General features: G+C 57.9%; 24 protein-coding genes, 1 tRNA gene and 6 pseudogenes. 9 read left to right on the plus strand and 22 right to left on the minus strand.

What is annotated here, in order from left to right; all coding sequences use genetic code 11:
- Positions 1-119: 119 nt before the first annotated feature.
- Together ACZZZP_RS16685 and ACZZZP_RS16690 are read left to right on the plus strand one after the other, a co-directional pair.
- Positions 120-682: pseudogene (locus ACZZZP_RS16685) on the plus strand (glycine cleavage system transcriptional repressor).
- Between the two features lie 11 nt (positions 683-693).
- The gene (locus tag ACZZZP_RS16690; protein WP_463536717.1) at positions 694-1167 is read left to right on the plus strand and encodes a peroxiredoxin; all 474 of its coding nucleotides are present in this window, start codon (positions 694-696) and stop codon (positions 1165-1167) included.
- Positions 1168-1234: 67 nt separating this feature from the next.
- On the opposite strand, the gene ACZZZP_RS16695 is transcribed toward ACZZZP_RS16690, so the two are convergent.
- Positions 1235-2305 (minus strand): AI-2E family transporter, encoded by a 1071-nt coding sequence (locus ACZZZP_RS16695; RefSeq protein ID WP_463383505.1) that lies wholly within the window; start codon positions 2303-2305, stop codon positions 1235-1237.
- A 22-nt stretch (positions 2306-2327) separates the two neighbouring features.
- Entirely contained in the window at positions 2328-2567 is a 240-nt protein-coding gene (locus ACZZZP_RS16700) for a sulfurtransferase TusA family protein (RefSeq protein ID WP_122493910.1), read from the minus strand.
- A 97-nt stretch (positions 2568-2664) separates the two neighbouring features.
- On the opposite strand from ACZZZP_RS16700, the gene ACZZZP_RS16705 reads away from it, so the two are divergent.
- Positions 2665-4098: a M48 family metalloprotease gene (locus ACZZZP_RS16705; RefSeq protein WP_463383506.1), complete on the plus strand. Its 1434-nt coding sequence runs from the start codon at positions 2665-2667 to the stop codon at positions 4096-4098.
- An 80-nt stretch (positions 4099-4178) separates the two neighbouring features.
- Here ACZZZP_RS16705 and nadA read toward each other — a convergent pair whose 3' ends face one another.
- The 17 genes and pseudogenes from nadA to ACZZZP_RS16790 all read right to left on the minus strand — a co-directional run bounded on the left by nadA (position 4179) and on the right by ACZZZP_RS16790 (position 17676).
- Positions 4179-5237: a quinolinate synthase NadA gene (nadA, locus tag ACZZZP_RS16710; protein WP_463383507.1), complete on the minus strand. Its 1059-nt coding sequence runs from the start codon at positions 5235-5237 to the stop codon at positions 4179-4181.
- Between the two features lie 162 nt (positions 5238-5399).
- A tRNA-Lys gene (locus ACZZZP_RS16715) sits at positions 5400-5475 on the minus strand.
- Positions 5476-5529: 54 nt separating this feature from the next.
- The gene (queC, locus tag ACZZZP_RS16720; RefSeq protein WP_463383508.1) at positions 5530-6204 is read right to left on the minus strand and encodes a 7-cyano-7-deazaguanine synthase QueC; all 675 of its coding nucleotides are present in this window, start codon (positions 6202-6204) and stop codon (positions 5530-5532) included.
- Between the two features lies 1 nt (position 6205).
- A complete protein-coding gene (gene queE, locus ACZZZP_RS16725; RefSeq protein ID WP_463384736.1) occupies positions 6206-6853 on the minus strand; it encodes a 7-carboxy-7-deazaguanine synthase QueE in 648 nt (215 codons plus the stop codon).
- 119 nt (positions 6854-6972) lie between these two features.
- Positions 6973-7792 (minus strand): annotated as a pseudogene (ybgF, locus tag ACZZZP_RS16730) (tol-pal system protein YbgF).
- Between the two features lie 6 nt (positions 7793-7798).
- Entirely contained in the window at positions 7799-8296 is a 498-nt protein-coding gene (pal, locus tag ACZZZP_RS16735; RefSeq protein ID WP_122452781.1) for a peptidoglycan-associated lipoprotein Pal, read from the minus strand.
- A gap of 52 nt (positions 8297-8348) precedes the next feature.
- Positions 8349-9629: a Tol-Pal system beta propeller repeat protein TolB gene (tolB, locus tag ACZZZP_RS16740; protein ID WP_463536958.1), complete on the minus strand. Its 1281-nt coding sequence runs from the start codon at positions 9627-9629 to the stop codon at positions 8349-8351.
- A gap of 17 nt (positions 9630-9646) precedes the next feature.
- Positions 9647-10658: pseudogene (tolA, locus tag ACZZZP_RS16745) on the minus strand (cell envelope integrity protein TolA).
- A complete protein-coding gene (gene tolR / locus ACZZZP_RS16750) occupies positions 10658-11110 on the minus strand; it encodes a protein TolR (protein WP_122493916.1) in 453 nt (150 codons plus the stop codon). The pseudogene tolA and the gene tolR overlap by 1 nt, the downstream one beginning before the upstream one ends.
- Positions 11111-11152: 42 nt before the next feature.
- Positions 11153-11848: a protein TolQ gene (gene tolQ, locus ACZZZP_RS16755; RefSeq protein ID WP_122493917.1), complete on the minus strand. Its 696-nt coding sequence runs from the start codon at positions 11846-11848 to the stop codon at positions 11153-11155.
- Between the two features lie 2 nt (positions 11849-11850).
- Positions 11851-12301 (minus strand): annotated as a pseudogene (gene ybgC, locus ACZZZP_RS16760) (tol-pal system-associated acyl-CoA thioesterase).
- A 76-nt stretch (positions 12302-12377) separates the two neighbouring features.
- A pseudogene (ruvB, locus tag ACZZZP_RS16765) lies at positions 12378-13428 on the minus strand (Holliday junction branch migration DNA helicase RuvB).
- Positions 13429-14038 (minus strand): annotated as a pseudogene (gene ruvA / locus ACZZZP_RS16770) (Holliday junction branch migration protein RuvA).
- Positions 14039-14069: 31 nt separating this feature from the next.
- On the minus strand, positions 14070-14594 hold the full coding sequence (gene ruvC / locus ACZZZP_RS16775) for a crossover junction endodeoxyribonuclease RuvC (protein ID WP_122493921.1): 525 nt from the start codon (positions 14592-14594) through the stop codon (positions 14070-14072).
- Positions 14595-14792: 198 nt separating this feature from the next.
- Entirely contained in the window at positions 14793-15542 is a 750-nt protein-coding gene (locus ACZZZP_RS16780) for a YebC/PmpR family DNA-binding transcriptional regulator (RefSeq protein WP_463383512.1), read from the minus strand.
- A 92-nt stretch (positions 15543-15634) separates the two neighbouring features.
- Positions 15635-17410, minus strand: coding sequence for an aspartate--tRNA ligase (aspS, locus tag ACZZZP_RS16785; protein ID WP_463383513.1), 1776 nt, complete (start codon positions 17408-17410; stop codon positions 15635-15637).
- 44 nt (positions 17411-17454) lie between these two features.
- Positions 17455-17676 (minus strand): FmdB family zinc ribbon protein, encoded by a 222-nt coding sequence (locus ACZZZP_RS16790; protein ID WP_110616213.1) that lies wholly within the window; start codon positions 17674-17676, stop codon positions 17455-17457.
- A 347-nt stretch (positions 17677-18023) separates the two neighbouring features.
- Here ACZZZP_RS16790 and ACZZZP_RS16795 point away from each other — a divergent pair, with 347 nt between their 5' ends.
- The 4 genes from ACZZZP_RS16795 to ACZZZP_RS16810 all read left to right on the plus strand — a co-directional run bounded on the left by ACZZZP_RS16795 (position 18024) and on the right by ACZZZP_RS16810 (position 20441).
- Complete coding sequence (locus tag ACZZZP_RS16795) at positions 18024-18494, plus strand: Dps family protein (protein WP_122493924.1); 471 nt, start codon at positions 18024-18026, stop codon at positions 18492-18494.
- 112 nt (positions 18495-18606) lie between these two features.
- The gene (locus ACZZZP_RS16800; protein WP_463536718.1) at positions 18607-19680 is read left to right on the plus strand and encodes a GGDEF domain-containing protein; all 1074 of its coding nucleotides are present in this window, start codon (positions 18607-18609) and stop codon (positions 19678-19680) included.
- A 157-nt stretch (positions 19681-19837) separates the two neighbouring features.
- On the plus strand, positions 19838-20224 hold the full coding sequence (locus ACZZZP_RS16805; protein ID WP_463536719.1) for a cold shock domain-containing protein membrane protein: 387 nt from the start codon (positions 19838-19840) through the stop codon (positions 20222-20224).
- Positions 20217-20441 carry a cold-shock protein gene (locus ACZZZP_RS16810; RefSeq protein ID WP_163016622.1) on the plus strand — a complete coding sequence of 75 codons (225 nt, stop codon included), beginning with the start codon at positions 20217-20219 and terminating at the stop codon, positions 20439-20441. The genes ACZZZP_RS16805 and ACZZZP_RS16810 overlap by 8 nt, the downstream gene beginning before the upstream one ends.
- A gap of 68 nt (positions 20442-20509) precedes the next feature.
- On the opposite strand, the gene ACZZZP_RS16815 is transcribed toward ACZZZP_RS16810, so the two are convergent.
- Together ACZZZP_RS16815 and ACZZZP_RS16820 are read right to left on the minus strand one after the other, a co-directional pair.
- Positions 20510-20716: a SlyX family protein gene (locus ACZZZP_RS16815; RefSeq protein WP_122493927.1), complete on the minus strand. Its 207-nt coding sequence runs from the start codon at positions 20714-20716 to the stop codon at positions 20510-20512.
- Positions 20717-20719: 3 nt separating this feature from the next.
- A complete protein-coding gene (locus ACZZZP_RS16820) occupies positions 20720-21145 on the minus strand; it encodes an HIT family protein (RefSeq protein WP_122493928.1) in 426 nt (141 codons plus the stop codon).
- An 804-nt stretch (positions 21146-21949) separates the two neighbouring features.
- Between ACZZZP_RS16820 and ACZZZP_RS16825 the strand changes: the two genes are divergently transcribed.
- Positions 21950-23239, plus strand: a complete 1290-nt coding sequence (locus ACZZZP_RS16825; protein WP_463383515.1) for an OprD family porin — start codon at positions 21950-21952, stop codon at positions 23237-23239.
- A 91-nt stretch (positions 23240-23330) separates the two neighbouring features.
- On the opposite strand, the gene ACZZZP_RS16830 is transcribed toward ACZZZP_RS16825, so the two are convergent.
- Complete coding sequence (locus ACZZZP_RS16830; RefSeq protein WP_463384737.1) at positions 23331-23738, minus strand: PaaI family thioesterase; 408 nt, start codon at positions 23736-23738, stop codon at positions 23331-23333.
- A 114-nt stretch (positions 23739-23852) separates the two neighbouring features.
- Between ACZZZP_RS16830 and ACZZZP_RS16835 the strand changes: the two genes are divergently transcribed.
- Positions 23853-25568: a proline--tRNA ligase gene (locus ACZZZP_RS16835; RefSeq protein ID WP_463383516.1), complete on the plus strand. Its 1716-nt coding sequence runs from the start codon at positions 23853-23855 to the stop codon at positions 25566-25568.
- The last annotated feature ends 8 nt before the right edge of the window (positions 25569-25576 follow it).

A 25576-nucleotide genomic window follows, 5' to 3' on the forward strand; every position in this document is an offset into this window, starting at 1 on the left:
CTGCCTTGCACAAGCGAAGTACCGCGCTATGAGCATTCCCCTCAGCGACAGTTTTCGCTAACCTTCCGGCTTTGATCGACAGTTAACCTGCCGACCGCTCATCGCTTTAGGAATGCTGCATGTCCACCCCCATCGTCCGCGAACAATTCCTTGTCATCAGTGCCCTTGGCACCAACCCGATGGAGCTGACCAACATTCTCTGCCGCACTTGCCATGAGAACCGTTGCGCCGTGGTCAGCACGCGGTTGAGTCGTCATGGTGAATACAGCGCGCTGGTCGTTCAGGTGTCGGGTAGCTGGGACGCTTTGGCCCGCCTGGAAACCAGCCTGCCTTCGCTGTCGAAAAAGCACGCGTTCACCGCCAGCGTGGTGCGCAGCGCAGCGGCTGAAGTCCGCCCGCAGGCGCTGCCCTACGTCGCGTACGTCAGCTCGGCGTACCGTCCCGACATTCTTAATGAGCTGTGCCAGTTTTTCCTCGACCACAATGTGGAGCTGGAAAACCTCACCTGCGACACCTACCTGGCGCCGCAAACCGGCGGCACCATGCTTAACGCCACGCTGACCGTCAGCTGCTGCCTGCCGGCACGCAAATCAGCTGGCTGCGCGACCAATTCCTCGACTTCGCCGACGCGTTGAACCTGGATGCCCTGATCGAACCCTGGCGCCCACAAACGCCTGCATAAGGAACTCCCGCATGAGCGTTTCCTCGACCAGGCCGTGGCCGACTTCACCTTTGCCGGCCACCAGCGGCAAGCAAATCACCCTCTCGGCGCTAAAAGGCCAGCAGGTGGTGATTTATTTCTATCCCAAAGACAGCACGCCCGGCTGCACCACCGAAGGCCAGGGCTTCCGCGATCAATACGCGGCCTTCAAAGCGGCGAACACCGAAGTGTTCGGCGTATCGCGAGACAGCTTGAAGTCGCACGAGAACTTCAAGTGCAAGCAGGAATTCCCCTTCGAGCTGCTGTCGGATAAAGACGAAGCGCTGTGCCAGTTGTTCGACGTGATCAAGCTGAAAAAGCTCTACGGCAAGGAATACCTGGGCGTGGATCGCAGCACCTTTCTGATCGACGCCAATGGCGTGTTGCGTCAGGAATGGCGCGGCGTGAAAGTGCCTGGCCATGTCGACGCCGTACTAGCTGCCGCGCAGGCGCTGAACCCCAATTAAGCAGCACCGTTCGCTCACGAAAAAGCCCGGCAAAGTGCCGGGCTTTTTTGTGCGTGCGACGCAGGCTTTACATCAATGGCGCCACCACCGGCTCCTGCCGGGGCCAGGCATCGAGCAAGGCCTTGCACAGCGTGGCCAACGGAATGGCAAAGAAGATTCCCCAAAAGCCCCACAGGCCGCCGAACAGCAGCACGGCGCAGATGATGACCACCGGATGCAGGTTCACCGCTTCGGCGAACAACAGCGGCACCAACACGTTGCCGTCCAATGCCTGGATGATGCCGTACACCGCCATCAGGTAAATGAACTGATCGCCCCAGCCCCACTGGAACAACGCAATGAGGGCAACCGGCACGGTAACCACCACGGCGCCCACATAAGGCACCACAACCGAAAGCCCGACCAGCAATGCCAACAGCGCCGCGTAGTTAAGCCCCAGGGCGATGAATGCCACGTAGGTCGCCCCGCCACAAATCAGAATTTCGATGACTTTGCCGCGAATGTAATTGGCGATTTGCTGGTTCATTTCCCGCGCCACCCGCGTGATCAGCGTGCGCTCACGGGGCAAGTAACTGCGCAGCCAGCGCGCAATCAACGCGCCGTCTTTCAAAAAGAAAAACACCAGAATCGGCACCAGCACCAGATAGATCATGGCGTTGACCAGTAACGGCAGGCTCGACAGCGAAACCGTCAATGCCATCTGGCCGAAGCTGCCGATTTCATTGCGCACCACTTCGATCAGGTGCAGCACTTGCTCATCGGAAACCAACTGCGGATATCGCTCTGGCAACAACAGCAGCAGCGACTGCCATTTGCCCAACATGCCCGGCAGCTCGTTGAACAGCTTGATCACCTGCTGCCAGAGCAATGGCACCATCACCAGTAAGCAAACGCCCAGCAACCCCATGAAGCAGGCGAACACCACCCACACCGCCGCCACCTTCGGCACTCGCAATCGCTGCAACGTACGCACCAGTCCCTGCATCAGAAACGCCAGAACCAAGCCCGCCAGCACCGGCGCGAGCATGCCGCCGAACGTCAGAATGACCGCGAATGCGACCACCAGCAGCACGGCAAGCACCACGGCTTGCTCGTCCGAGAAATAGCGCTGCACCCAATTGCGTAACACGTTGAACATCACAATTCCTTAACGGCTTGAGCTAGGCCTTGCGCAACCAGTAGCGGTAAACGCCAGCGTCCACTTCTTCATGCAGAAGCGTGTGGCCGGCCAGCCTGGCGAAGGCGTGGAAGTCGCGCTGCGAGCCGGCATCGGTGGCGGTCACTTTCAACACCGCGCCACTGGCCAGACGATTGAGTTCGAGCTTGGCCTTAAGCAGCGGCAGCGGGCAATTCAGGCCGCTGGCATCCAGCTCGGCATCAGCGTTCACAGCATCACTCATCAAATCGGGCTCCAAAATCGGTGGATCAGGATACCGAGGTGGTCAGCCGACCGCCATGGCGGCTACAGTAGCGACTTTGCCGCCAAGAGCTCCGTGCATGAATCTTCTGCGCCCCACTCTGCTGTCACTTGCCTGCTTGCTCGCCTCCCCCGCCATCGCCGACGACCTGCCCTCGCTGGGTGATTCAAGTTCGTCGATCGTCTCGCCGGAGCAGGAGTTTCAACTGGGCCGCGCCTGGCTCAGCGTGGTGCGCAGCCAGGTGCCGCAGCTGAACGACCCGCAGCTCAAAGCGTTCGTGGAAAGCAGCGTGTACAAGCTCGCCGAAACCAGCGACCTGCATGACCATCGCTTGGTGTTCATCCTGATCAAAGACCCGCAGATCAACGCCTTCGCCGCACCCGGCGGCGTCATTGGCGTAAACGGCGGTCTGTTTCTGTACGCGCAAACCGAAGCGGAATACGCCGCCGTATTGGCGCACGAATTGGGTCACTTGATTCAGCGCCACTACGCCCGAGGCTTGCAGGCTCAGCAGCAAATGCAGATTCCGGTGATGGCGGCGATGCTCGCCGGCATTATCGCGGCGGCAGCCGGTGCCGGGGACGTCGGCATGGCGACGATCATGGGCACGCAGGCGGCGGCCATTCAGAACCAGCTGCGCTTCTCGCGGCAGAACGAACAAGAGGCCGACCGCGTCGGTGTGGTCAATCTGGAGCGCGCCGGTTACGACCCGCGTGCCATGCCGAACATGTTCGAACGCATGGCCCGCCAATACCGCTACGACAAACGTCCGCCCGAATTCTTGCTGACTCACCCGGTGACCGAATCGCGTATCGCCGACACCCGCAACCGCGCCGAACAATTCGGCGCGACCGGGCGCGAAGACACCCTGCAATATCAGCTGATGCGCGCACGGGTTCAGCTCACCTTTGAAGAAACCCCAGGCATCGCTGGCAAGCGCTTCCGCGCCATGTTGCAAGACGACCCTGACATGGACGCCGCCCGCTACGGCCTTGCCCTGGCGCAAGTTAAGAACGGCCAGCTCAACGAAGCCCGCGACAGCCTGGCGATATTGCTGAAGAAAGACCCCAGCAACATTACCTATAACCTGGCGCAGGTTGACTTGGACATCACCGCCAACCGCCTGCCGGATGCCAAGCAGCGCGTCGACAAAATGCTCAGCCAGTTCCCAGACGACTACCCGCTACAGCAGAGTCGCATCGATTTACTGTTGAAACAAAACCAGGCACCGCAGGCGCAGAAAGCGCTGGAAGAACTGCTGAAAGCGCGGCCAAACGACCCGGATGTGTGGTACCAAATCGCCGAAGTGCGCGGCCAGGCGGGCGACATCATCGGCCTGCATCAGGCGCGTGCCGAGTATTTCGCCTTGATGGCTGACTTTGACCAGGCGCTGGAACAACTGGACTTCGCCAAACGCCGCGCCATCAACAACTTCCCGCTGGCCTCGAAAATCGACGCCAGACAGAAAGAGATCATGGAACAGCAACGCATGATCAAGCAGTTGATGCGCTAAAAAGCATCGCGACGCCACTCCTACAAACCTGTGCAACCTGTAGGAGCGGCTTCAGCCGCGATAGCCGCAACTGCAATCCATCAGGCGTTACCAACCACCTTCAACCGCGCCGCCTGAGTGAAATCCAACATTCGTTTGAGCGGCTTGAGCGCGCGCGGAATCAACGCCGGGTCAACGAAGATTTCATTGCTGCCCTCACGCAAACATTGCAGCGTGCGCTCCAGGGTATTCATCGCCATCCACGGACAATGCGCGCAGCTGCGGCAGGCCGCGCCATTGCCGGCTGTTGGCGCTTCCACGAAAATCTTATCGGGGCACAGCTGCTGCATCTTGTAGAAGATGCCGCGGTCAGTGGCGACGATGAACGTGGAGTTTGGCAAGGTCTGCGCGGCTTTGATCAGCTGACTGGTCGAGCCCACCGCATCGGCCAGATCAATAACCGACTCCGGCGACTCGGGGTGCACCAGAATGGCGGCGTCCGGGTACAGCGCCTTCATGTCTTCGAGCTGCTTGGACTTGAACTCTTCGTGAACGATGCAGGCACCGTCCCAGAGCAGCATGTCGGCGCCGGTCTGTTTCTGGATATAGCGGCCCAGGTGCTTGTCGGGCGCCCAGATGATTTTCTCGCCGTTATCCATCAGGCTTTCGACGATTTCCAACGCGCAGCTCGATGTCACCACCCAGTCGGCACGCGCCTTAACGGCGGCCGAGGTGTTGGCGTACACCACCACCGTGCGCTCGGGATGCTGGTCGCAAAATGCAGAGAATTCATCTACCGGACAGCCGAGGTCCAGCGAGCAGGTCGCTTCCAGCGTCGGCATTAAAACGCGCTTTTCAGGGTTGAGAATCTTCGCGGTCTCACCCATGAATTTCACGCCCGCGACCAGCACGGTTTTGGCCGAGTGCTGATTGCCGAAGCGCGCCATTTCCAGCGAGTCGGACACACAACCGCCGGTTTCTTCGGCCAGCGCTTGAATCACCGGATCGCAATAGTAGTGCGCGACCAACACCGCATCCTGCGCCTTCAGTTCGGCCGCAATGTCTGCGCGCAAACGCGCCTCTTCTTCCGGCGACAGGGGCTTGGGTTGTTTGGCATCGAGGTGCGCCTGAACCAACAGGCGTTCGGAAATCTGGGTCATGTCATCAGGCTCTGAATATGCTTTCAGTGGGGCGGAGTATACCCGCCCGAATGTCAGCGCAAGCGCGCGGCGAGAATAAAACTGGGACGACAGAAACGAAAAAACCCGGAACATTCGCGGTGGAATGTTCCGGGTTTTCCGGTCCTTCTTGCGAAGGAAATATGGTGGGTCGTGTGGGACTCGAACCTACGACCAATTGGTTAAAAGCCAACTGCTCTACCAACTGAGCTAACGACCCGCGGTGTGCATAATACTGATTTAATTCATAAAATCAACAGCATGCGGTAAAGATTTAGAAATATCTTGTAGGGTCATTCACGCCGGCCTCGGCAAACCCGGCAGCACGCAAACGACAGCTATCGCACTTGCCACAGGCGCGGCCGTCGTCGTCCGCCTGGTAGCACGAGACAGTCAATGCGTAATCGACGCCCTGCGCCATGCCTGCCTGAACGATCTGCGCCTTGCTCAGAAACTGCAACGGCGCCTGGATACGAAAGCCCTGGCCTTCCACGCCCGCCTTGGTGGCCAGATTGGCCATGCGCTCAAACGCCTCGACGAACTCGGGGCGGCAATCGGGATAACCCGAGTAGTCCACCGCGTTCACGCCAATAAAAATATCCTGCGCGCCGAGTACTTCAGCCCAACCCAGAGCGAGCGAGAGGAATACGGTATTGCGTGCCGGAACGTACGTCACCGGAATGCCTTCGCCGGGCGTTTCCGGCACGGCGATGCTGCTGTCGGTCAACGCCGAACCGCCCATGCCGTTGAGGTTCAAGCCAATCACTTTGTGCTCGATGACGCCGAGCTGTTCGGCCACGCGCTCGGCGGCTTGCAGCTCGGAACGGTGACGCTGGCCATAGTCGAAACTCATGGTGTAGCAGGCGTAACCGTCGGCCTTGGCCATCGCCACAACGGTGGCGGAGTCGAGGCCGCCGGAGAGCAGAATTACCGCTTTTTTCGTCGTCATGTCAGTGCCCCGGCTGGTCGTTCCAAAGAATTTTGTGAAGCTGCAACTGCAAACGCACCGGCAAATTGTCAGCAACGATCCAGTCGGCCAACGCACGCGCGTCTACTTGTTGATGGCTGGGCGAAAACAACACTTCACCGGCACGATTCTGCAAACCGTATTGGATGAGTTTGGAGACTGACCAGTCGTAGTCTTCACGGGAACAGATCACAAATTTGACCTGATCGTTTGCCGTCAGGAATTCGATATTCTCGTAGCGATTGCGAGCGACCTCAGCAGAGCCTGGGGTCTTCAAATCGACCACCTTGCTCACTCGCGGGTCGACCGCCGACACATCGAGCGCGCCACTGGTTTCCAGCGACACCTCGAAGCCGGCATCACACAGGCGCTCCAGCAGAGGAATGCAGTTGGGCTGAGCCAACGGCTCGCCACCAGTGACGCAGACATAGCGCGGCTTGTAGGCCGCGATCTGCTCAACGATGTCGTCGAGGGACATGATTTCGCCGCCGCTGAAGGCGTAGGCGGTGTCGCAGTACTGGCAGCGTAACGGGCAGCCAGTCAGGCGAACGAACACAGTCGGTAAACCGGCAGTGCGCGTTTCACCCTGCAACGAGTAAAAAATCTCGGTAATGCGCAGGTTTTTTTGCATATCAGCCACGGGCGTGACGGCGAAACAGGCCATCCGCCTCCGTTGCGGGAATTGGGGCGGCGATTCTAAACAAAAAACCCGCGACAGGCGCGGGTTTTATTGAACAGAAAGTCAGGCTTTTACAAACGCTGCAAATCCCGCCGGGCCAACTGTGCGGCTGAGCTGCCGGGGTACTGCGCAATAACTTGCTGCAAGATACCTTTGGCTTTGTCGGTATGGCCCAGACGCTGCTCAACATCGGCAAGTTTGTACAACGAATCCGGCACCTTGTTATGAGTCGGATACAGCTGGCTAACCTTGGCAAACGCTTGACCGGCGCCTTGCAGATCACCTTTGGTGAGGTTTACTTCGCCCAACCAATATTGCGCGTTACCGGCATATTGGCTTTGTGGGTATTTGCGCAGGAATGCGGCGAAAGCCTGGCTGGCTTTGTCGAAGTCTTTAGCTTTGATGAGGTCGAAGGCAGCATCGTAATAGAGCTTTTCCTTCGCCGGATCACCCGGCTCTGAACTCGCCGCAGGCTGTTGCGCTGCCGGCTGAACAGGCGCACCGCCGGCATTAATAGCCCCGGCGTTGCTGGAATCTGGAGTAGCGGGAGGAGCACCTGGTGGCGCCGCCAGCTATACGTCTGTCGAGGTCTTGATAACGCTCCAGGCCTTCTTGTTTCAGGCGCTGAATTTCGTTCTGTTGCTCCTCGACCATGCCGCGCAGACGCGCGACTTCGTCTTGCATTTGTTGCAGCTGCATGAACAGCTCGCCCTGTGCCGAGGCAGGGGCCGTAACCCCTCCCCCTGCATAGGCGCCGGTCGTGCCATAACCTGCAGGTGGATAGCTGCCACCGCCATTACTGGCGTTGTCTTCTACCACCGGAACCGCAGCCCACGCTGAAAGCGGAAGGCTGAGAGTCAATATAGTCAGAGCACGACGGCACGTTCGCATGTCGAATTACTTACGCAGTTCAACGCGACGGTTTTGAGCCCAGGATTGCTCGTCGTTGCCGGTAGCAACTGGACGCTCTTCACCGTAGGAAACCAGTTCCAGCTGAGCTGGGGAAACACCTTGCAGCACGAGGTAGCGCTGAACAGCTTTGGCGCGACGCTCGCCCAGAGCCATGTTGTACTCGCGGGTGCCGCGTTCGTCAGTGTTGCCTTCCAGAACGACGCGAGCGCCGTTGCCTTTCAGGTCCTTGGCGTGAACGTCAAGAGCGCGCATGGCTTCTGGCTTCAGATCCGAGCTGTCGTATTCGAAGTAGAAAGTAGTGATAGCGCGCAGAGCAGCTTCTTCGCTCATGCTGCCGTCTACGCCGCTGTTGTTAGCGTTGTAGCCAGCGTTTGGATCAACAGCGCCTTCGCCAGCGTTGTCGCCGCCTTTGGAGGAGCAACCTACTGCTACGGCCATGGACAGAGCCAGAGCTGCGAACTTACCGAATTTCAACATTTCCATAGTAAAACTCCTAATGAACCCCAGTGTGTTAAGTAAAAGGTGTAGCGCCGCGTCAGTTCAGGAAGGGCGACCAGGATGGCTCTCGGATTTCGCCTTGCGCGGTTGGAATCGGGAGTTTTACTCGTCCATTGATGGAGGCAAGAATCAAGACTCCACGGCCCTGCTGGCGGGTGGCGTAGATTACCATGGTGCCGTTGGGCGCAACAGTAGGCGACTCATCCAGATTAGTATCTGAAAGAATGCGCAAACGGGACGTTTGAAGGTCCTGCGCCGCAACTTTGAAGTTGGTGAACCCGTCCTGACGGTGAATCATCACCAACGTCTTCTCGTCAGCAGACAGTTTAGGGTTGGCATTGTAGTTACCTACAAAGGTCACCCGATCAACTGCACCGCCGCCAATATTCGTCTTATAGATCTGTGGTTTCCCAGCGCGATCCGAAGTGAAGTAAATAGTCTGACCGTCCTTGCCCCAGAACGGTTCGGTATCAATTGCGTAGTGATTGGTCACGCGGGTCATTTGCCGACTACCCAGATCCATCACATAAATTTCCGGGTTGCCATCACGCGACAATACGAACGCCAACTTGCTGCCATCCGGCGAGAAAGACGGCGCACCATTCAGGCCTTCGAAGTTGGTGATTTGCTCACGGCGACCGGCATCGATGTGCTGAATAAAGATGCGCGGACGCTTCTGTTCAAACGACACATAGGCGATGCGCTTGCCGTCGCTGGCGAAACGCGGCGACAGAATTGGCTCGCGCGATTGCAGCAATGTCACGGCGCGAGCGCCGTCATAGTCGGAACGCTGCAAGGTGTAACGAGTATTGGTGCCGGAGAAACGCTCGGCAGTCACATACAGCATCTGGGTAGAAAACGCGCCCTTGATGCCTGTAAGTTTTTCAAACGACTGATCCGAAACGTAGTGCGACATATCGCGAAGTTGGTCGGTAGTACCGCCAACGCTACCGGCAAATACTTGCTGCTCGGTGGCCACGTTGAACAAGGCAAACTGCACTTGCAGTCGGCCGCCGTTAGGCGCGATGTTGCCAACCAGCACATATTGGGCGCCGAGTGCTTTCCAGTCGCGGAAGATCACTTCGCTAGCCTGAGTCGGCAGGCTGATCATGTTCTGACGCGGGATCGGCTCGAAAATACCGGAGTTGCGCAGGTCTTTGCCGATCAAGTCGGACATGTCTTCAGGCAACACATTGCCGCCCTGCCAGCCAAACGGAACCACGGCAATCGGGATGGCACGGTCAGAACCGGTGCCGACCACGATGTTTTTTTCCTCTGCCACTGCCAGTCCTGCAGCGCAGCAAAGGACCAGGAGCATTCCTCGAAGAAGGTTGATCACAAATCTAGATCCTCAGGTTTGAAGGTCATCTTAAATGAACGGTACGGATTAAAGTCAGTAGGACTCAGACCCTGCATTTCTACTAAACGCCCAATATTTTTCACTGCGGCTACAGCCGAGTTATCAAACGGCGCGTTACCGCTCGACTTGGCAATGCTTGCACTGGTAATTGTGCCGTCCGGCAGCATGGTGATCTGCAGAACCACGGCCATACCATTTCGGGCGCCTGGTGGACGAGTCCACACTTCCGAAGCCCGCATACGAATCAAATCGTCGAAGTTACCGGAAACCGTGTCGCCCACTTCATCAGCGGTGGTCGCCTCACGCTCGGTTGTATCCGAAAGCAGTTCTGCCAGCGCCTGCGCCTTTTTATCTTCAGCGGATTTGCGGGCTGCTTCGGCTGCTTTCTTTTTCACGGCCTCCGCTTCTTTCTTTTTAGCGTCTGCTGCTTTCTTCGCATCCGCTGCCTTTTTCTTGGCATCATCTGCAGCTTTTTTTCTTCGCAGCTTCGGCGTCGGCTTTCTTCTTCGCCTCTTCCTCAGCTTTTTTCTTTTCTTCTTCGGTTTTCTTTTTCGCAATATCGGCGAGTTTCTTTTCTTCGGCCGCTTTTGCTTCAGCCGCTTTTTTCGCATCAGCCGCTTTCGCCGCTTCCGCCTCAGCCTGCTCTGCTTGTTCGGCTTTTTGAGCTTCTTCCGCTTTCTTTTGTTCCGCGGCCTTCACGGCCTGCTTTTCCTGCTCAACTTTCTTGGCTTCCAGTTGCTCGACTTCATATTGCTTGGCAGCGGTTTTCTTCGCCTCGCCGGCAATTTTTTGATTGGTCTGCGTGGTCGCCGGGCTCTTGGATTTGAGCTCGTACAGTGTGGCCTGAACAATGGGTTTAGTCGGTGGAAGCTCCGGCGTAAAAGCAAAGCTGACAAACAGCATGCCGAACAGCAGGACATGCAGCCCTACCGCCCAGATACTTGGCCAGAAATAGCCTTCCGATGAGGAGCGCTCGCGTTCCTGCATCAGGGCGCCTCGGTAATCAGGCCGACGTTACCCACGCCCGCTTGCTGCAGCCCGCCCATGGCGGCCATCACGGCACCGTAGTCGACCACTTTGTCGGCGCGGATAAACACTTGAGTCTGCTTACCCTGAGCGCGGCTCTGATTCATGATCGCAGTCACGGCAGTGGTCATTTCCGGCAGCGTCAAGGCTTTGGCCTGCTGCTTGTCGGTGTCCACTTCGCTACCCAGGTTCCAGTAGTAGGTCTTGTCGGCCTTGATCGAAATGGTCAGCACCTGAGTGTTGTTGTCTTGCGGCAAAGCGTCGCTCGACACCTTGGGCAAGTCCACCTTGACACCCTGGTTGAGCATCGGGGCAGTCACCATGAAAATCACCAGCAGCACCAACATCACGTCGATGTAGGGCACCACGTTCATTTCGGCGACTGGTTTACGTCTCTTACGAATACGTGCCATGAGTTAAAACCTTTCCATATAGCCTTCAGTAGAACCGGCGTCTTATTCGTCGCTGGTGTGCACTTTGCGGTGCAAGATGGCTTGGAATTCATCGGCGAAGGTGTAGTAGCGGCCGATCAGGGTTTCGCCGCGAGCAGCAAAACGGTTGTAGGCAATTACCGCTGGAATCGCAGCGAACAGGCCGATGGCCGTGGCGATCAAGGCTTCGGCAATACCCGGCGCTACGGTCGCCAGCGTGGCTTGTTGAGCGGAGGCCAGACCACGGAACGAGTTCATGATGCCCCACACGGTGCCGAACAGACCGATGTACGGGCTGGTGGAACCTACGGTGGCCAGGAACGGCAAGCTCTGCTCGAGCTTTTCTTCTTCGCGGGAGATGGCAACGCGCATGGCACGGTTCACGCCGTCCATGACCGCATCCGGGTCAACGCCCGGCTGCTGACGCAGGCGCGAGAACTCTTTGAAACCGCCACGGAAAATCTGCTCCACGCCCGAATCCGGGTCCGGGTTGGCACCCGCTTGGCGATACAGCTTGGACAAATCGATACCCGACCAGAAGCGCTCTTCAAACGATTCAAGCGAACGGCGGGCTGCACGGATCATGGTGCTGCGCTGGAAAATCATGATCCATGAGGTAACCGATGCGCCTACAAGGATCAGCATGACCAGCTGTACCACGATGCTGGCGTTGCTGATCAGGCTCCACATAGAGGTATGGTCGACGACGGTGGCTTCCACGCTTAATCTCCTGCTTTAGATGTACCCGCGTCGCTCACGCCGGCAAAGGCGGTACGCAACGCTTCGGGAATGGCCCGGGGTTTCAAACTGTCGGCGCGCACACAGGCCACCAGGAACTGCCCTTCACAGAGCAGCGTTTTATCCGTAGCCCGCCGCACCTGTTGACGGAAGCGCAGGCTGGCACGGTTTAATTCGATTACATCGGCGCTCACCAGCAGCTCATCGTCCAACCGCGCCGGCATCGTGATAACGCGCTTCGCTGGAATGCACGACAAACAACATGTCGCCCGCCAGCTGTGACTGGGAAAAGCCCAGATCACGTAGCCGCTCGGTGCGGGCCCGCTCCATGAATTTCAGATAATTGACGTAGTAAACGATGCCGCCGGCATCGGTGTCTTCGTAGTAAACCCGACAGCGATGGGTGAACGGCTCAAGCCCATTTTGCGCGCGCATACTCTAGTGCTTACTCCCCGGGTTGCCAATTGGGCAAACCAACTGTTTTTCATCGATTTGCATCTGCAAGTTCATCTTATTCGTCCACTGCAAACAGATCGGTCTGCGGCAGATCACCCATGCGCTTGGGCACGTTGAGGCCAAAGTGCAGATAAGCATGGCGCGTCACCACACGACCGCGCGGTGTACGCATGATGTAGCCCTGCTGAATCAGGTAGGGTTCGAGCACATCTTCGATGGTGTGGCGTTCTTCACTGATGGCCGCCGCCAGGCTGTCGACGCCCACCGGGCCGCCGTCGAACTTCTCGATCATGGTCAGCAGCAGACGCCGGTCCTGATGATCGAAACCATGCTCATCGACATCCAGTAGATTCAGCGCCAGGTCCGCAATCGCGCGCGTGATATGCCCCCTGGGCACGCACTTCAGCGAAGTCACGCACACGGCGCAGCAAGCGGTTGGCAATACGCGGCGTGCCACGGGCGCGACGGGCAATTTCGAACGCGCCCTCGGGATCCAGCGGCAGGCCAAGAATGCCGGCCGAGCGCTGAACGATCGTGGCCAGGTCTGCCGTGCTGTAAAACTCGAGGCGCTGAACAATGCCGAAACGGTCACGCAGCGGATTGGTGAGCATGCCCGCGCGGGTAGTGGCGCCGACCAGGGTAAAAGGAGGCAAATCGAGTTTGATCGAGCGTGCAGCGGGCCCTTCGCCAATCATGATGTCGAGTTGAAAATCTTCCATCGCCGGGTACAGCACTTCTTCAACGATGGGCGACAGGCGATGGATTTCATCGATAAACAGCACGTCGCCGGGCTCAAGGTTGGTCAGCATCGCGGCCAGATCACCAGGACGCTCCAGCACCGGGCCTGAAGTGCTCTTGATCGACACGCCCATTTCTTGGGCAATGATGTTGGCGAGCGTGGTTTTACCCAGACCGGGCGGCCCGAAGATCAAGGTGTGGTCAAGGGATTCGGCACGGCCGCGCGCCGCCTGAATAAACAGCTCCATCTGCTCACGGACTTTCGGCTGACCAATGTACTCAGCCAGGCGCAGCGGCCGAATGGCGCGGTCCAGTTGTTCATCGCGGTCACGGCCAGAAGCGGTGATCAGGCGATCGGCGTCTATCACTTAAACCATTCCTTTCAATGAACGACGGATCAATTCTTCGCTGCTCAAACCTTCTTCCTGCACCGCCGATACCGCGCGACTGGCCTCTTGCGGCTTAAAGCCCAAGGAAATCAGGGCGCTCACGGCATCGTTCTCCGCACTTGAGACTGTGCCACCGGCACCGAGGGTTCAGTGACAAAAGTGGCGATGCCCGGCACGGTTTCCCAGGCTTTGAAGCGGTCTTTCAATTCCACCAGCAAGCGCTCAGCGGTCTTTTTTCCGACGCCGGGAATGCGGGTGAGTGCCGAGGTGTCTTGCGCTTGCACACAGCGCACCAGCTCATCGACTTCCAGGCCAGACATCAGCGCCAGCGCCAGCTTCTGGCCCCACGCCGTTAAGACGAATCAGCTCACGGAACAGCTCGCGCTCGCGCTTTCTCGGCAAAACCGAACAACAAATGAGCGTCTTCGCGCACCACCAAATGGGTGTGCAACGTCACCGGCTCGCCCAGCGACGGCAAGCGATACAGCGTGGTCATCGGCACTTCGATTTCGTACCCCACGCCATTCACATCGACGATAAGGTGCGGCGGCTGCTTTTCCAGCAAGGTCCCGCGCAGGCGTCCAATCACAACATCAGTTCCTTAATAAAGAAGCGCAGCCTCACAGACGCAGACGCCCGCCGCGACTGCGAGCCCCGACCAAGCCGTGAGGAATCAAACTGGAGCGAGTGTGGGCATGACACAAGGCAATTGCCAGCGCGTCAGAGGCATCGATCTGCGGTTTTTGTGTCAATTTCAGTAAGTGCATCACCATCAACTGCACCTGCTGCTTGTCCGCCCCGCCCGTGCCGGCAATTGCCTGCTTCACTTGGGTAGCCGTGTACTCGGCAATTTCCAGCCCATGCTCGGCGGCGGCAACAATCGCCGCGCCCCTGGCCTGACCGAGCTTGAGTGCGGAGTCGGCGTTCTTGGCCATAAACACTTTCTCGATACCCATGGTGATCGGCCCGTACGTTTCGATCACCTCGCGCACGCCGCGAAACACTATTTGCAACCGTTCATGCAGCTCGCCGGCGCCGGTACGGATGCAGCCCGAGGCCACGTACTCACAGCCACGCCCGATGTCACGCACCACGCCATAACCGGTGATGCGGGAACCGGGGTCAATGCCGAGAATAAGGGTCATAGCACCTGCGATTGAGCAAAGAGGTTAAGTGGGGGTCAGCTTAAAGGCAGATGGGGGACGCGCATAGCGACGGTTGCGGCGGCGCAGGCGGTTTGCCGAACATCCCCTATGGGGCGCAATCGAGGCTAAAGCCTCTCCTACAGGAACCGTACCTGCCTGTGGGAGAGGGCTTTAGCCTCGATGCGATTTCCACCGGGGTTACCCCACCTGCTCCATGATCTCTTCTGGAATCTGGCCGTTGAAGTACACGTTTTGCACGTCGTCCAGGTCTTCGAGCATGTCGATCAGCTTGAGCACCTTCTGCGCCGTCTCCAGCTCACTTAGCTCGACGGTGATCGACGGAATCATGTTGATCTCCGCCTCCTCGCCTTTGAAGCCGGCTTTTTGCAGCGCTTCGTTGACGGAAATGAAGTCGACGAAACTGGTGAACACATCGATGGAGCCGTCTTCATGGGTGACCACGTCGTCCGCGCCCGCTTCAAGTGCCGCTTCCATCAGCGCATCTTCATCGACGCCGGGGGCGAAGCTGATCTGGCCTTTGCGGTCGAACATATACGCCACGGAACCATCGGTGCCGAGGTTGCCGCCGCACTTGGTAAAGGCGTGACGCACCGCCGCAGCGGTGCGATTGCGGTTGTCGGTCATGGCTTCGACGATCACCGCCACACCGTTGGGTGCGTAGCCCTCGTAGCTCAACTCTTCAACCTTGGTGCCGTCGTCCGCGCCAACGCCGCGGGCGATCGCGCGGTCGATGGTGTCGCGGGTCATGTTGGCGCCCAGCGCCTTGTCCACCGCGAGCCGCAAGCGCGGGTTGTCGGCTGGAATGCCGCCGCCCTGGCTGGCCGCGACCGTCAGTTCACGAATCAGCTTGGTGAAAATCTTGCCCTTTTTGGCGTCCTGACGCCCTTTACGATGCTTGATGTTGGCCCATTTGGAATGACCCGCCATAACTCGCTCCGACCTGTCCAATAACTCACACTTGAATTGAAAACGCCCCTGTCCCGAGTGAGAGAGGGGCGCTGTAAAGCCCAACCGAATGCTTAGTCGGCTTTGACTTGCTCGCGCAAACGAATGTGCAGGTCGCGCAGCTGACGCGCATCGACTTCGCCCGGCGCCTGCGTCATCACATCGGCAGCGCTCTGGGTTTTCGGGAAGGCGATCACTTCACGAATCGACTGCGCACCGGTCATCAGCATCACCAGACGGTCGAGGCCAAACGCCAGACCACCGTGGGGCGGTGCACCGAATTTCAGCGCGTCGAGCAGGAAGCCGAACTTCTCTTCTTGTTCTTCTTCGCTGATGCCCAGCACGCGGAATACCGTTTGCTGCATGGCCTTGTCGTGGATACGGATTGAACCGCCACCCAACTCAGTACCGTTCAACACCATGTCGTAAGCGCGCGACAGAGCGGCAGCCGGGTTGGCTTCCAGCTCTTCGGGGGTGCACTTGGGCGAGGTGAACGGGTGGTGCAGCGAGTTCAGGCTGCCGTCGTCGGCTTCTTCGAACATCGGGAAGTCCACCACCCACATCGGCGCCCATTCGCAGGTCAGCAGATTGAGGTCATGGCCAACTTTGATACGCAGCGCGCCGAGGGCATCGCAAACGATCTTGGTTTTGTCAGCGCCGAAGAACACGATGTCGCCATCCACAGCGCCTACGCGGTCAAGAATGACGTTGAGGTTAGCTTCCGGAATGTTTTTCACGATCGGCGACTGCAGGCCTTCAACGCCTTTAGCACGCTCGTTGACCTTGATGTAGGCCAGGCCCTTGGCGCCGTAATTGCCGACGAACTTGGTGTAATCGTCGATCTGCTTGCGCGGCATGGCGCCACCGCCAGGAACACGCAGGGCGGCAATACGGCATTTCGGGTCGTTGGCCGGACCGCTGAACACTTTGAAGTCCACGTCTTTGAGCTGATCGGCAACGTCCACCAGTTCCAGCGGAATACGCAGGTCCGGCTTGTCGGAACCGTAGCGGCTCATGGCTTCGGAGAACGGCATGTGCGGGAATTCGCCGAATTCCAGGTTCAACACTTCCTTGAACAGCTGGCGAATCATCTTCTCGGTGATACCGATGATGTCGTCTTCGTCGAGGAAGCTGGTTTCGATGTCGATCTGGGTGAATTCCGGCTGACGGTCAGCACGCAGGTCTTCGTCGCGGAAGCATTTGGCGATCTGGTAGTAACGGTCGAAGCCGGCAACCATCAGCAGTTGTTTGAACAGCTGCGGAGATTGTGGCAAGGCGAAGAAGCTACCGGGGTGGGTGCGGCTAGGCACCAGGTAATCACGGGCACCTTCAGGCGTGGCGCGGGTGAGGATCGGCGTTTCCACGTCGATGAAACCGTTTTCGTCGAGGTAGCGGCGGATGCTGCTAGTCACGCGCGAGCGCAGCTTGAGCTTCTCGGCCATTTCCGGACGGCGCAAATCGATGAAGCGATAGCGCAAACGGGTTTCTTCACCGACGTCGGTGTATTCGTTGAGCGAGAACGGCGGGGTTTCCGCTTCGTTGAGCACTTCCAACTCATAGCCCAGCACTTCAATGGCGCCGGATGCCATGTTGGCGTTGTTGGCGCCGGCCGGACGCAGGCGCACTTTACCGGTGATTTTCACCACGTACTCGCTGCGCACGCGGTCAGCCTTGGCGAAGGTATCGGCGCGGTCCGGGTCGAATACCACCTGGGCCAGACCTTCACGGTCGCGGATGTCTAGGAAGATCACCCCGCCGTGATCTCGGCGGCGATGAACCCAACCGCACAGGGTGACTTCCTGACCTTCCAGGCTCTCGTTCAATTGGCCGCAATAATGGCTGCGCATCATGATGGTGGTTTCGCTTCTCGTAATTCGACTAATCGGGGTGCTGCTTAATCGGCTTTGTCGCCGCCAGCGAGGTTCTTTTTAGCGCCGGTCTTGAAATCGGTTTCGTACCAGCCGTTGCCCTTCAAACGAAAGCCCGGCATGGACAGCAACTTCTTCAACTCGGGGGCCTTGCAGGTCGGGCAATCGACCAGAGGCGAATCGCTGAATTTCTGAATGGCTTCCATCTGATGGCCACAGGAAGCGCATTGGTAATCGTAAATTGGCATTTGGCTCATCTCAGCATGCGTGACTGCAAACTCGGCCCTGGGGCTGGCCCTGGGCGCTCCGCGATTGCGCAGGGGACGCCTGCTCGCGGCAAGGTGCGGGAGTATATGACGGATCGCGCCCGGCAATAAACCCAAAAACCGTGCACGCCAGCAGCCACTAACAGTCAATTAAGCGGAAAGTCGTGCGCGAACTGAACGCGATTAACAGCGCAGGCGTCCAAGCGTGCAATGCATTTGCTCCAATAGCATTTATTGACTCTCGCACCGCGACATCACCCCCAGGGCCCATGCTAGGCTCTCGCCATCGCGTCAGCCCGTCTTCATTAGCCTGAAAAAGGAGAAATGCCATGGAAATCAATATCGGAATTGCCGAACAGGACCGCGCCGCCATTGCTGAAGGCCTGTCTCGCTTGCTCGCCGACACCTACACCCTGTACCTGAAAACCCACAACTTTCATTGGAACGTCACCGGTCCAATGTTCAACACCCTGCACCTGATGTTTGAAGGCCAGTACACCGAGCTGGCATTGGCCGTCGACTCCATCGCCGAGCGCATCCGCGCCCTTGGCTTCAACGCGCCAGGCACTTACGCCGCTTACGCTCGCCTTTCCTCTATTAAAGAAGAGGAAGGCGTACCGAGCGCCGAAGACATGATCAAGCAACTGATTCAGGGCCAGGAAGCGGTCGTGCGCACCTCGCGTGGCATTTTCCCGCTATTGGACAAAGTCAGCGACGAGCCTACCGCCGACCTTCTGACCCAGCGCATGCAGATCCACGAAAAAACCGCATGGATGCTTCGCAGCCTCCTGGCAGCGTGATCCAATCCCGCAAAAACAGTAAAGGCCCGGCGCAAAACCGGGCCTTTTGCTAGGCGCAAGCTGTGTGGCTGCTCTATGCTCTGGCAATCAATAGTTTGAACTTGTACGACGCATGAGCCAGCCGCCGAAATCGCCCACCATTCTCAGTCTCTATCCGGAGGAGACCCGCGAGGCAGCTGATCTGTTAAAGCAGGCCGTGCCACTCATGGTGCGCCACGATATTCCGCCCAACCCCGTGCATTACGCGCTCTGGTACACTTACAGCAAAGGCAAGGAGCCGGAGCTCAATCGTCGGCTCGACAAAGCCGTTAAAGATTTCGATAGCTTTCCACCAGAAACCGCAGCGAAGCTCTTTCGCGACTTCATTATTCGCGGCGAACTTGAAGAAGCGCGCGCCGGGCAGCAGCAAGTCATTGAACTGGTCGACGACATCGAAGGCGGCGTCTCGCAAAGCGTCAGCACCAGCAAAGCCTATCAAGACAGCCTCAACCACGGCCTAAGCGCCTTGCAGGAACCGCTGATCGACGACCTGCCCAGCGTGCTCAACGACCTGCAACAAAGCACCCAGCTTATGCAGGACCAGCAAGAAAAATTCCTCTACCGCCTGCGCAGCGCCCAAGAAGAAATTTCGCACCTGCGCGGCCAGCTCGAACGTGCCCATATGGCCGCGACGCTCGACAGCCTGACCAACGTTTTCAACCGCCACGCTTTTACCCGCTTGCTCGAGCAGACACTAAGCAACGGCCATCAAGGCGTCGCGCTGGTCATGCTGGACATCGATCATTTCAAACACTTCAACGACCAGTACGGCCATCCACTCGGCGACCGCGTGCTTCAGCACGTCGGCCAGCTGCTGCGTGAGCTGTTGCCGCCGCGGGCGATGGCGGCGCGGTATGGCGGTGAAGAGTTCTGCGTGATCATGGGCGAATGCCCGGACCTGGAAACTGCCCACGCGTTTTCGGAACAATTACGCCTGAAAATTCAGGCGCTGCGAGTGAAAGTTCGCCGTACTGACGAGATCCTCGACACCATCACCGCCTCGTTCGGTTTCGCCCTGGCGGAAGCCGGCGACAACCTCGAAAGTTTGCTCACCCGAGCCGATGACGCCCTGTATCAAGCGAAACGCAGCGGCCGCAATCAAGTTCACCCCCACCTGCCCGAGCCAGCGCTAAGCGCGCTGATTTGAGTAGCCCTCCGCTTTGCTGTTAAATACTCCCCCGTGTTGCCGCTTGGCGCGGCGCATAGGCGGATGGAACGCGTGTCGAGAGCCGATTTTCAGTTACGGCAACCCGTGCCCCACCCCGCTCTTCTGCTGAATATCCTTATAAGTGAGCTCATTGCACATGCTGAAAATCGTCCACCTGCTTGTAGGAGTCGCCGCACTACTCCTGTCTTTCGCTCCTAGTCTCCATGCCGACAGCCTTCCTTACCTGCAACAGCCCGATGCCGTTTACCTCGCTCTGTTTGGTTTGATCAACCTGTTGCTGGCCCCTCTTTTCCCAATCTGGCACATGGGCGCACGCCAACAAGTTCAAGGCCTGGTCAGCGCATTGTTGGTGCTGGCCGTTGTGCTGCAAGTGCTGATTTTGCTGGCCCCGCTTCCGGTCATCGGCGGCCAACCAGCCGTATTGCTTAGCCTGCTCACCGTGCTGCTCGCTGTGGTCTTGCACTTGTGCGCAAACCTGCGCATGAAAGGTCGCAGCAAAAGCAGTACCGCAAGACCTGGGTGATCGCGAAACCGGCACCGTGAAGTGGTTCAACACCTCCAAGGGCTTCGGCTTTATCTCCCGCGACAGCGGCGACGATATCTTCGTGCACTTCCGCGCCATTCGTGGCGAAGGTCACCGCGTGCTGGTCGAAGGACAACGCGTTGAGTTCTCGGTAATGCAGCGCGACAAAGGCCTGCAAGCTGAGGATGTGATCGCAGCCCTTCCGCTACGTCGCTAAGCGCTGGCTACACCCACAAAAAAACCCGCCGCTGGCGGGTTTTTTTGTAACTGTCGAAAAGCCTTCTATTAATAGTGCGGCGGCGGTGCCTCGTGTTCGCTCATGCCAAAGCCACTCTGCATATCTTCCTGGCGCTTGGCCAGCGCGGCGATCTGCAAGCTAAGGCGCTCGATGATTCGCTGCTGACTGACCAGCTCGTCGTTCAGCGCCTGAATGGTGTCGTCCTGAAACGCCAGCCTGGTTTCCAGCTCCATCACTCGGTTTTCCAAGGTCATGGCTTACTCCTCAGCGAACGTGAAATCGCTGCCCAACACCGAACGCAACTTCGCGCGGATCGCGGCAACCTGTTCGGCGGCATAGGCTTGCGCTGGAAACTTGCCCCACACCGGCGCCGGCCACGCGGCATCGCTGCGCCGACGGACGATCACGTGCATGTGCAACTGACTCACCACATTGCCGAGCGTGGCGACGTTCATTTTGTCGGCGGCGAAGGTGTCCTTCAAAAGCTCCGTCAGCGTGACCGTTTCGTGCCACAGCTGCTGCTGTTCGTCACCACTGAGTTGGAACAACTCGCTCACTTCTTCGCGACGCGGAACCAGGATGAACCACGGATAATGGTCGTCATTCATTAACAATAAACGGCACAACGGAAAGTCGCCGATCAGCAGGGTGTCGTTCTGCAAACGTGAATCCAGGGCGAACATACACAGACTCCTACTTATATATAGGTACAACGATGCCAAGCGCTGCGACCAAGCCGACCGCGCGATGACGCAAGGATACCTGCTTAGCTGATCATTCGCCCCACTACCCCGGGGCAAGTTCACAACAGCGAACGTCCCTGCGACGCGTCTATCGCCCGCCAGTATGAGCCGCACCAAAACGGCGCCAGCTCCGAGCGCGAGCCGCTCGACCATGCACCGCCGCTGTGCACACTTTGTTACCCAAGCGCCGCAAGCCCCACTTTTGCAGCGTTACTGCCACCGCTAGTAACGGTTGGCCGCAGCCCGCCGCGCCACCCAAGCGCAGCGGCAAACCCCGCTTCTGTTGTGCTTTGCTCAACGCAACGCTCAGAAAATCACACATTACGAAATTTTCACGATCGTTTTGGCGTTTGTGCACGCTAATTGCTTTATCCCAAACCAAGATCAATGAGCACATACGCCCAACAGTGTTTGTGTACCTTGCTTGGAACAACAGTTAACCCTACGGACAGGAATTAACCGTTGGTCTTTAAAAGGGATTAATGAGAGCGGTTTTTATCGACTCGTTAATCATCAGAAGTCACGGAAAAAGTAATCGCTAGGATGCAAGCGTAAAACTACGAATTTGCGACATGCCACATAAGCTTTTGCGACATTGTCGTAAAGAATTTGTAGGGCTCTCTGCACTATCTGTCGCCAACAATGTCGCCGTGCTATAACTTAGCGCCGACACAAAAAGAAAGAGCTAGCCCATACAACAAATAAGATGGGCAGCGCAACTTCTAAACCAAAGGAGCAATCACGATGCAAGTGATGAAGTGGAGCTTAATCGCCCTCGCAGTAGCGGGCAGCACCCAACTGGCAGTAGCCAGCGAACAGTCCGACTCTAAGGGCTTCGTAGAAGACAGCAGCCTGAGTGTTCTGGCTCGCAACCTCTACTTCTCCCGTGATGTCCGCGCTAGCGGTCACGTTGGTCAGAACTACTCGAAAGAATGGGGCCAAGGCTTCATCGGTACTTTCGAATCAGGCTTCACTCAAGGCACCGTAGGTTTTGGCGTTGATGCTATCGGCCTGGCCGGCATCAAACTGGACGGCGGTCGTGGCCACAACAACACCGGCCTGTTCCCTACCGATGGTGATGGTCGCTCCGAAGACGCTTACGGCGAATCGGGCGGCGCTGTGAAAATGCGCGTATCCAGCACTGTTCTGAAATACGGCACCCAGTTCACCGCTATGCCAGTTCTGGCTACCGACGACAGCCGTCTGCTGCCAGAAACCGTTGAAGGCTTCTTGCTGACCAGCAAAGAAATTCAGGGCCTGGAACTGAACGCGGGTCACTTCACCTCGTTGAACGCTCAGTCTCAGACCTATCATGACAGCATCGGTTTCGACAACGACGCCCATGAAAAAGGCCCAGGTTTGACCGAGGCCAACGTACTCGGTGGCACCTACGCGATCTCCGACTCGCTGAGCACCACTCTGTACTATTCGAAAGTAGAAGATTACTTCCGTAAGTACTACGCCAACGTCAACTACGCGCTGCCGCTGGCCGAAGACCAATCTTTGGCTTTCGATTTCAACATTTACGACACCAAAGGCGATGGCCGTACTGGTAGCGACTACTCGGAAGATGCGCTCGACAACCGCGCATTCAGCCTGAGCGGCGCCTACACCATCGGTGCTCACACCTTCCAACTGCAATACCAGCAGATCGACGGCGACGGCGCTTACGCTTATGGCATCGACGGCGGCGGCACTATCTTCCTGGCCAACTCCATCGCACGTTCCGACTTCAACGCTGAAGACGAGCGCTCGTACGGTGCTATGTACAAACTGGACCTGACCACTTACGGCGTTCCAGGCCTGACCTTCATGACCCGTTATGTCAAAGGTGTTGACGCTAACACTGGCGCTACTAACGACGGCAAAGAGTGGGAACGTGACGTAGACGTTAAATACGTTCTGCAAGACGGCCCAGCTAAAGACCTGAGCCTGCGTGTACGTCAAGCGACCTACCGTTCGGCCGATGCCGTTTACTCGGAATCGTTGGACGAACTGCGCCTGATCGTCGAATACCCACTGAGCATTCTGTAATCCAGAAATCAGCAGGTAATTCGATATAAAGAAAAAAGCCCGGCATTAGCCGGGCTTTTTTTTGTCTGCAAGTTGGTACGGTTTAACTAACTTACAACGGAAGTGCATAGGTTCCCGTTACATGAGCCACTAGATTGTCATCATCGCCCGCCGAATATAAAGACACTTCACACACCGCTTGACGACGACTTAGTTTAAGTATTTGCGCATGGGCGATTAAGTCGACCGGCTTTGGTTTCGCCAGAAAGTTGATGTTCAAGTTCGCGGTCACTGCCATCTCGACCTTGCCGAGGCGCCCCAGCACCACGGCGTACATCGCGGCGTCGGCAAGCGCCATGATCGTCGGCCCCGAAACGGTGCCGCCCGGGCGCACCAATTTGGCCTGGAACGGCACGCGGGCGTAGGCGTTATTGGCGTCCAGTTGGTCGATGCACAGGTCAATATCCTCGGCCATCGGCACACCAAATCGGATCAAGGCTTGTACTTGTTCAGCAGTCAAAGCGGACACTGGAAACCCCTTACATTGCGGTGGCCTGAATCCTGTACGCGGCAGTACAGGCCCCGTACAATGCCGAGCACTTCCTTGCCTTCGCAACTGATATAACGGCCAAACATGCGTACCAGTCAGTATTTGCTCTCGACCCTCAAAGAAAACCCAACCGACGCCGTCGTGGTTAGCCACCAGCTGATGCTGCGTGCCGGCATGATCCGCAAACTGGCCTCTGGCCTGTACACCTGGCTGCCGATGGGCCTGCGTGTTTTGCGCAAAGTTGAAACTGTCGTTCGTGAAGAAATGAACGCGGCCGGTGCGCTCGAAGTTTTGATGCCCGCCATTCAACCGGCCGAGCTGTGGCAGGAATCCGGGCGCTGGGAACAATACGGTCCTGAGCTGCTGCGCTTGAAAGATCGCCACGCGCGTGATTTCTGCGTCGGCCCGACGCACGAAGAAGTCATCACCGATCTGATGCGCAACGAGCTGAGCAGCTATAAACAGTTGCCGATCAACCTGTATCAGATCCAGACCAAATTCCGCGATGAAATCCGCCCACGCTTCGGTTTGATGCGCGGCCGCGAATTCACCATGAAAGACGCCTACTCGTTCCATATCGACCAGGCCTCCCTGCAACAAACCTACGACCGCATGCACCAGGCGTACTGCAATGTGTTTAGCCGCCTGGGCCTGAACTTCCGCCCTGTGCAAGCCGACACCGGCTCCATCGGCGGCACCGGCTCGCACGAATTCCACGTGCTGGCCGAGTCGGGTGAAGACGATATCGCCTTCAGCAACGTGTCGGACTACGCCGCCAACATCGAGAAAGCGGAAGCCATTCCGCGCGAAACTTCTCGCGGCGCCGCGACCGAAGAAATGCGCCTGGTGGACACGCCAAACGCCAAAACCATCGCCGAGCTGGTAGAAGGCTTCAACCTGCCCATCGAGAAAACCATCAAGACCTTGGTCGTGCATGGTTCCGAAGAAGGCAAGTTGGTGGCGCTGATCGTTCGTGGCGACCACGAGTTGAACGAAATCAAGGCCGCCAATCTTGAGCAGGTTGCCAGCCCGCTGGAATTCGCCACCGAGGCAGAACTGCGCAACGCCATCGGCGCTGGCGCCGGTTCCCTCGGCCCGCTGAACTTGCCATTGCCTTGCGTCATCGACCGTTCGGTTGCCCTGATGAGCGACTTCGCCATCGGCGCCAACATCGACGACAAGCACTACTTCGGCGTGAACTGGGAGCGCGACTTGCCGCTGCCGGAAATCGCTGACCTGCGCAATGTGGTGGCCGGCGACCCAAGCCCGGACGGCCAAGGCACGCTGGAAATCAAACGCGGCATTGAAGTCGGGCATATCTTTCAGCTCGGCAGCAAATACAGCGAAGCCATGAACTGCACCGTGATGGGTGAGAACGGCAAACCCGCCATTCTGACCATGGGCTGCTATGGCATCGGCGTGTCGCGCGTGGTGGCAGCTGCCATCGAGCAGAATAATGACGAGCGCGGCATTCTGTGGAGCGACGCCCTGGCGCCCTTCCAGATCGCGCTGGTACCGCTGCGCTACGAAAACGAAGACGTGCGCGCGGCGACCGACAAGCTCTACGCCGACCTCACCGCTGCCGGCTTCGAAGTGCTGTTGGATGACCGTGACAAGAAAACCAGCCCCGGCATCAAGTTTGCCGACATGGAGTTGATCGGCATCCCGCACCGCATCGTGGTCAGTGACCGTGGTCTGGCCGAAGGCAATCTGGAATACAAAAACCGTCGGGAAACCGAGGCGCAAGCCATTCCGGTTGCCGAGGTGTTGTCTTTTATCCAGGCCCGTACCGGTCGTTGAGTGTTAGC

The sequence above is a fragment of the Pseudomonas sp. AC211 genome (genome assembly GCF_979258055.1).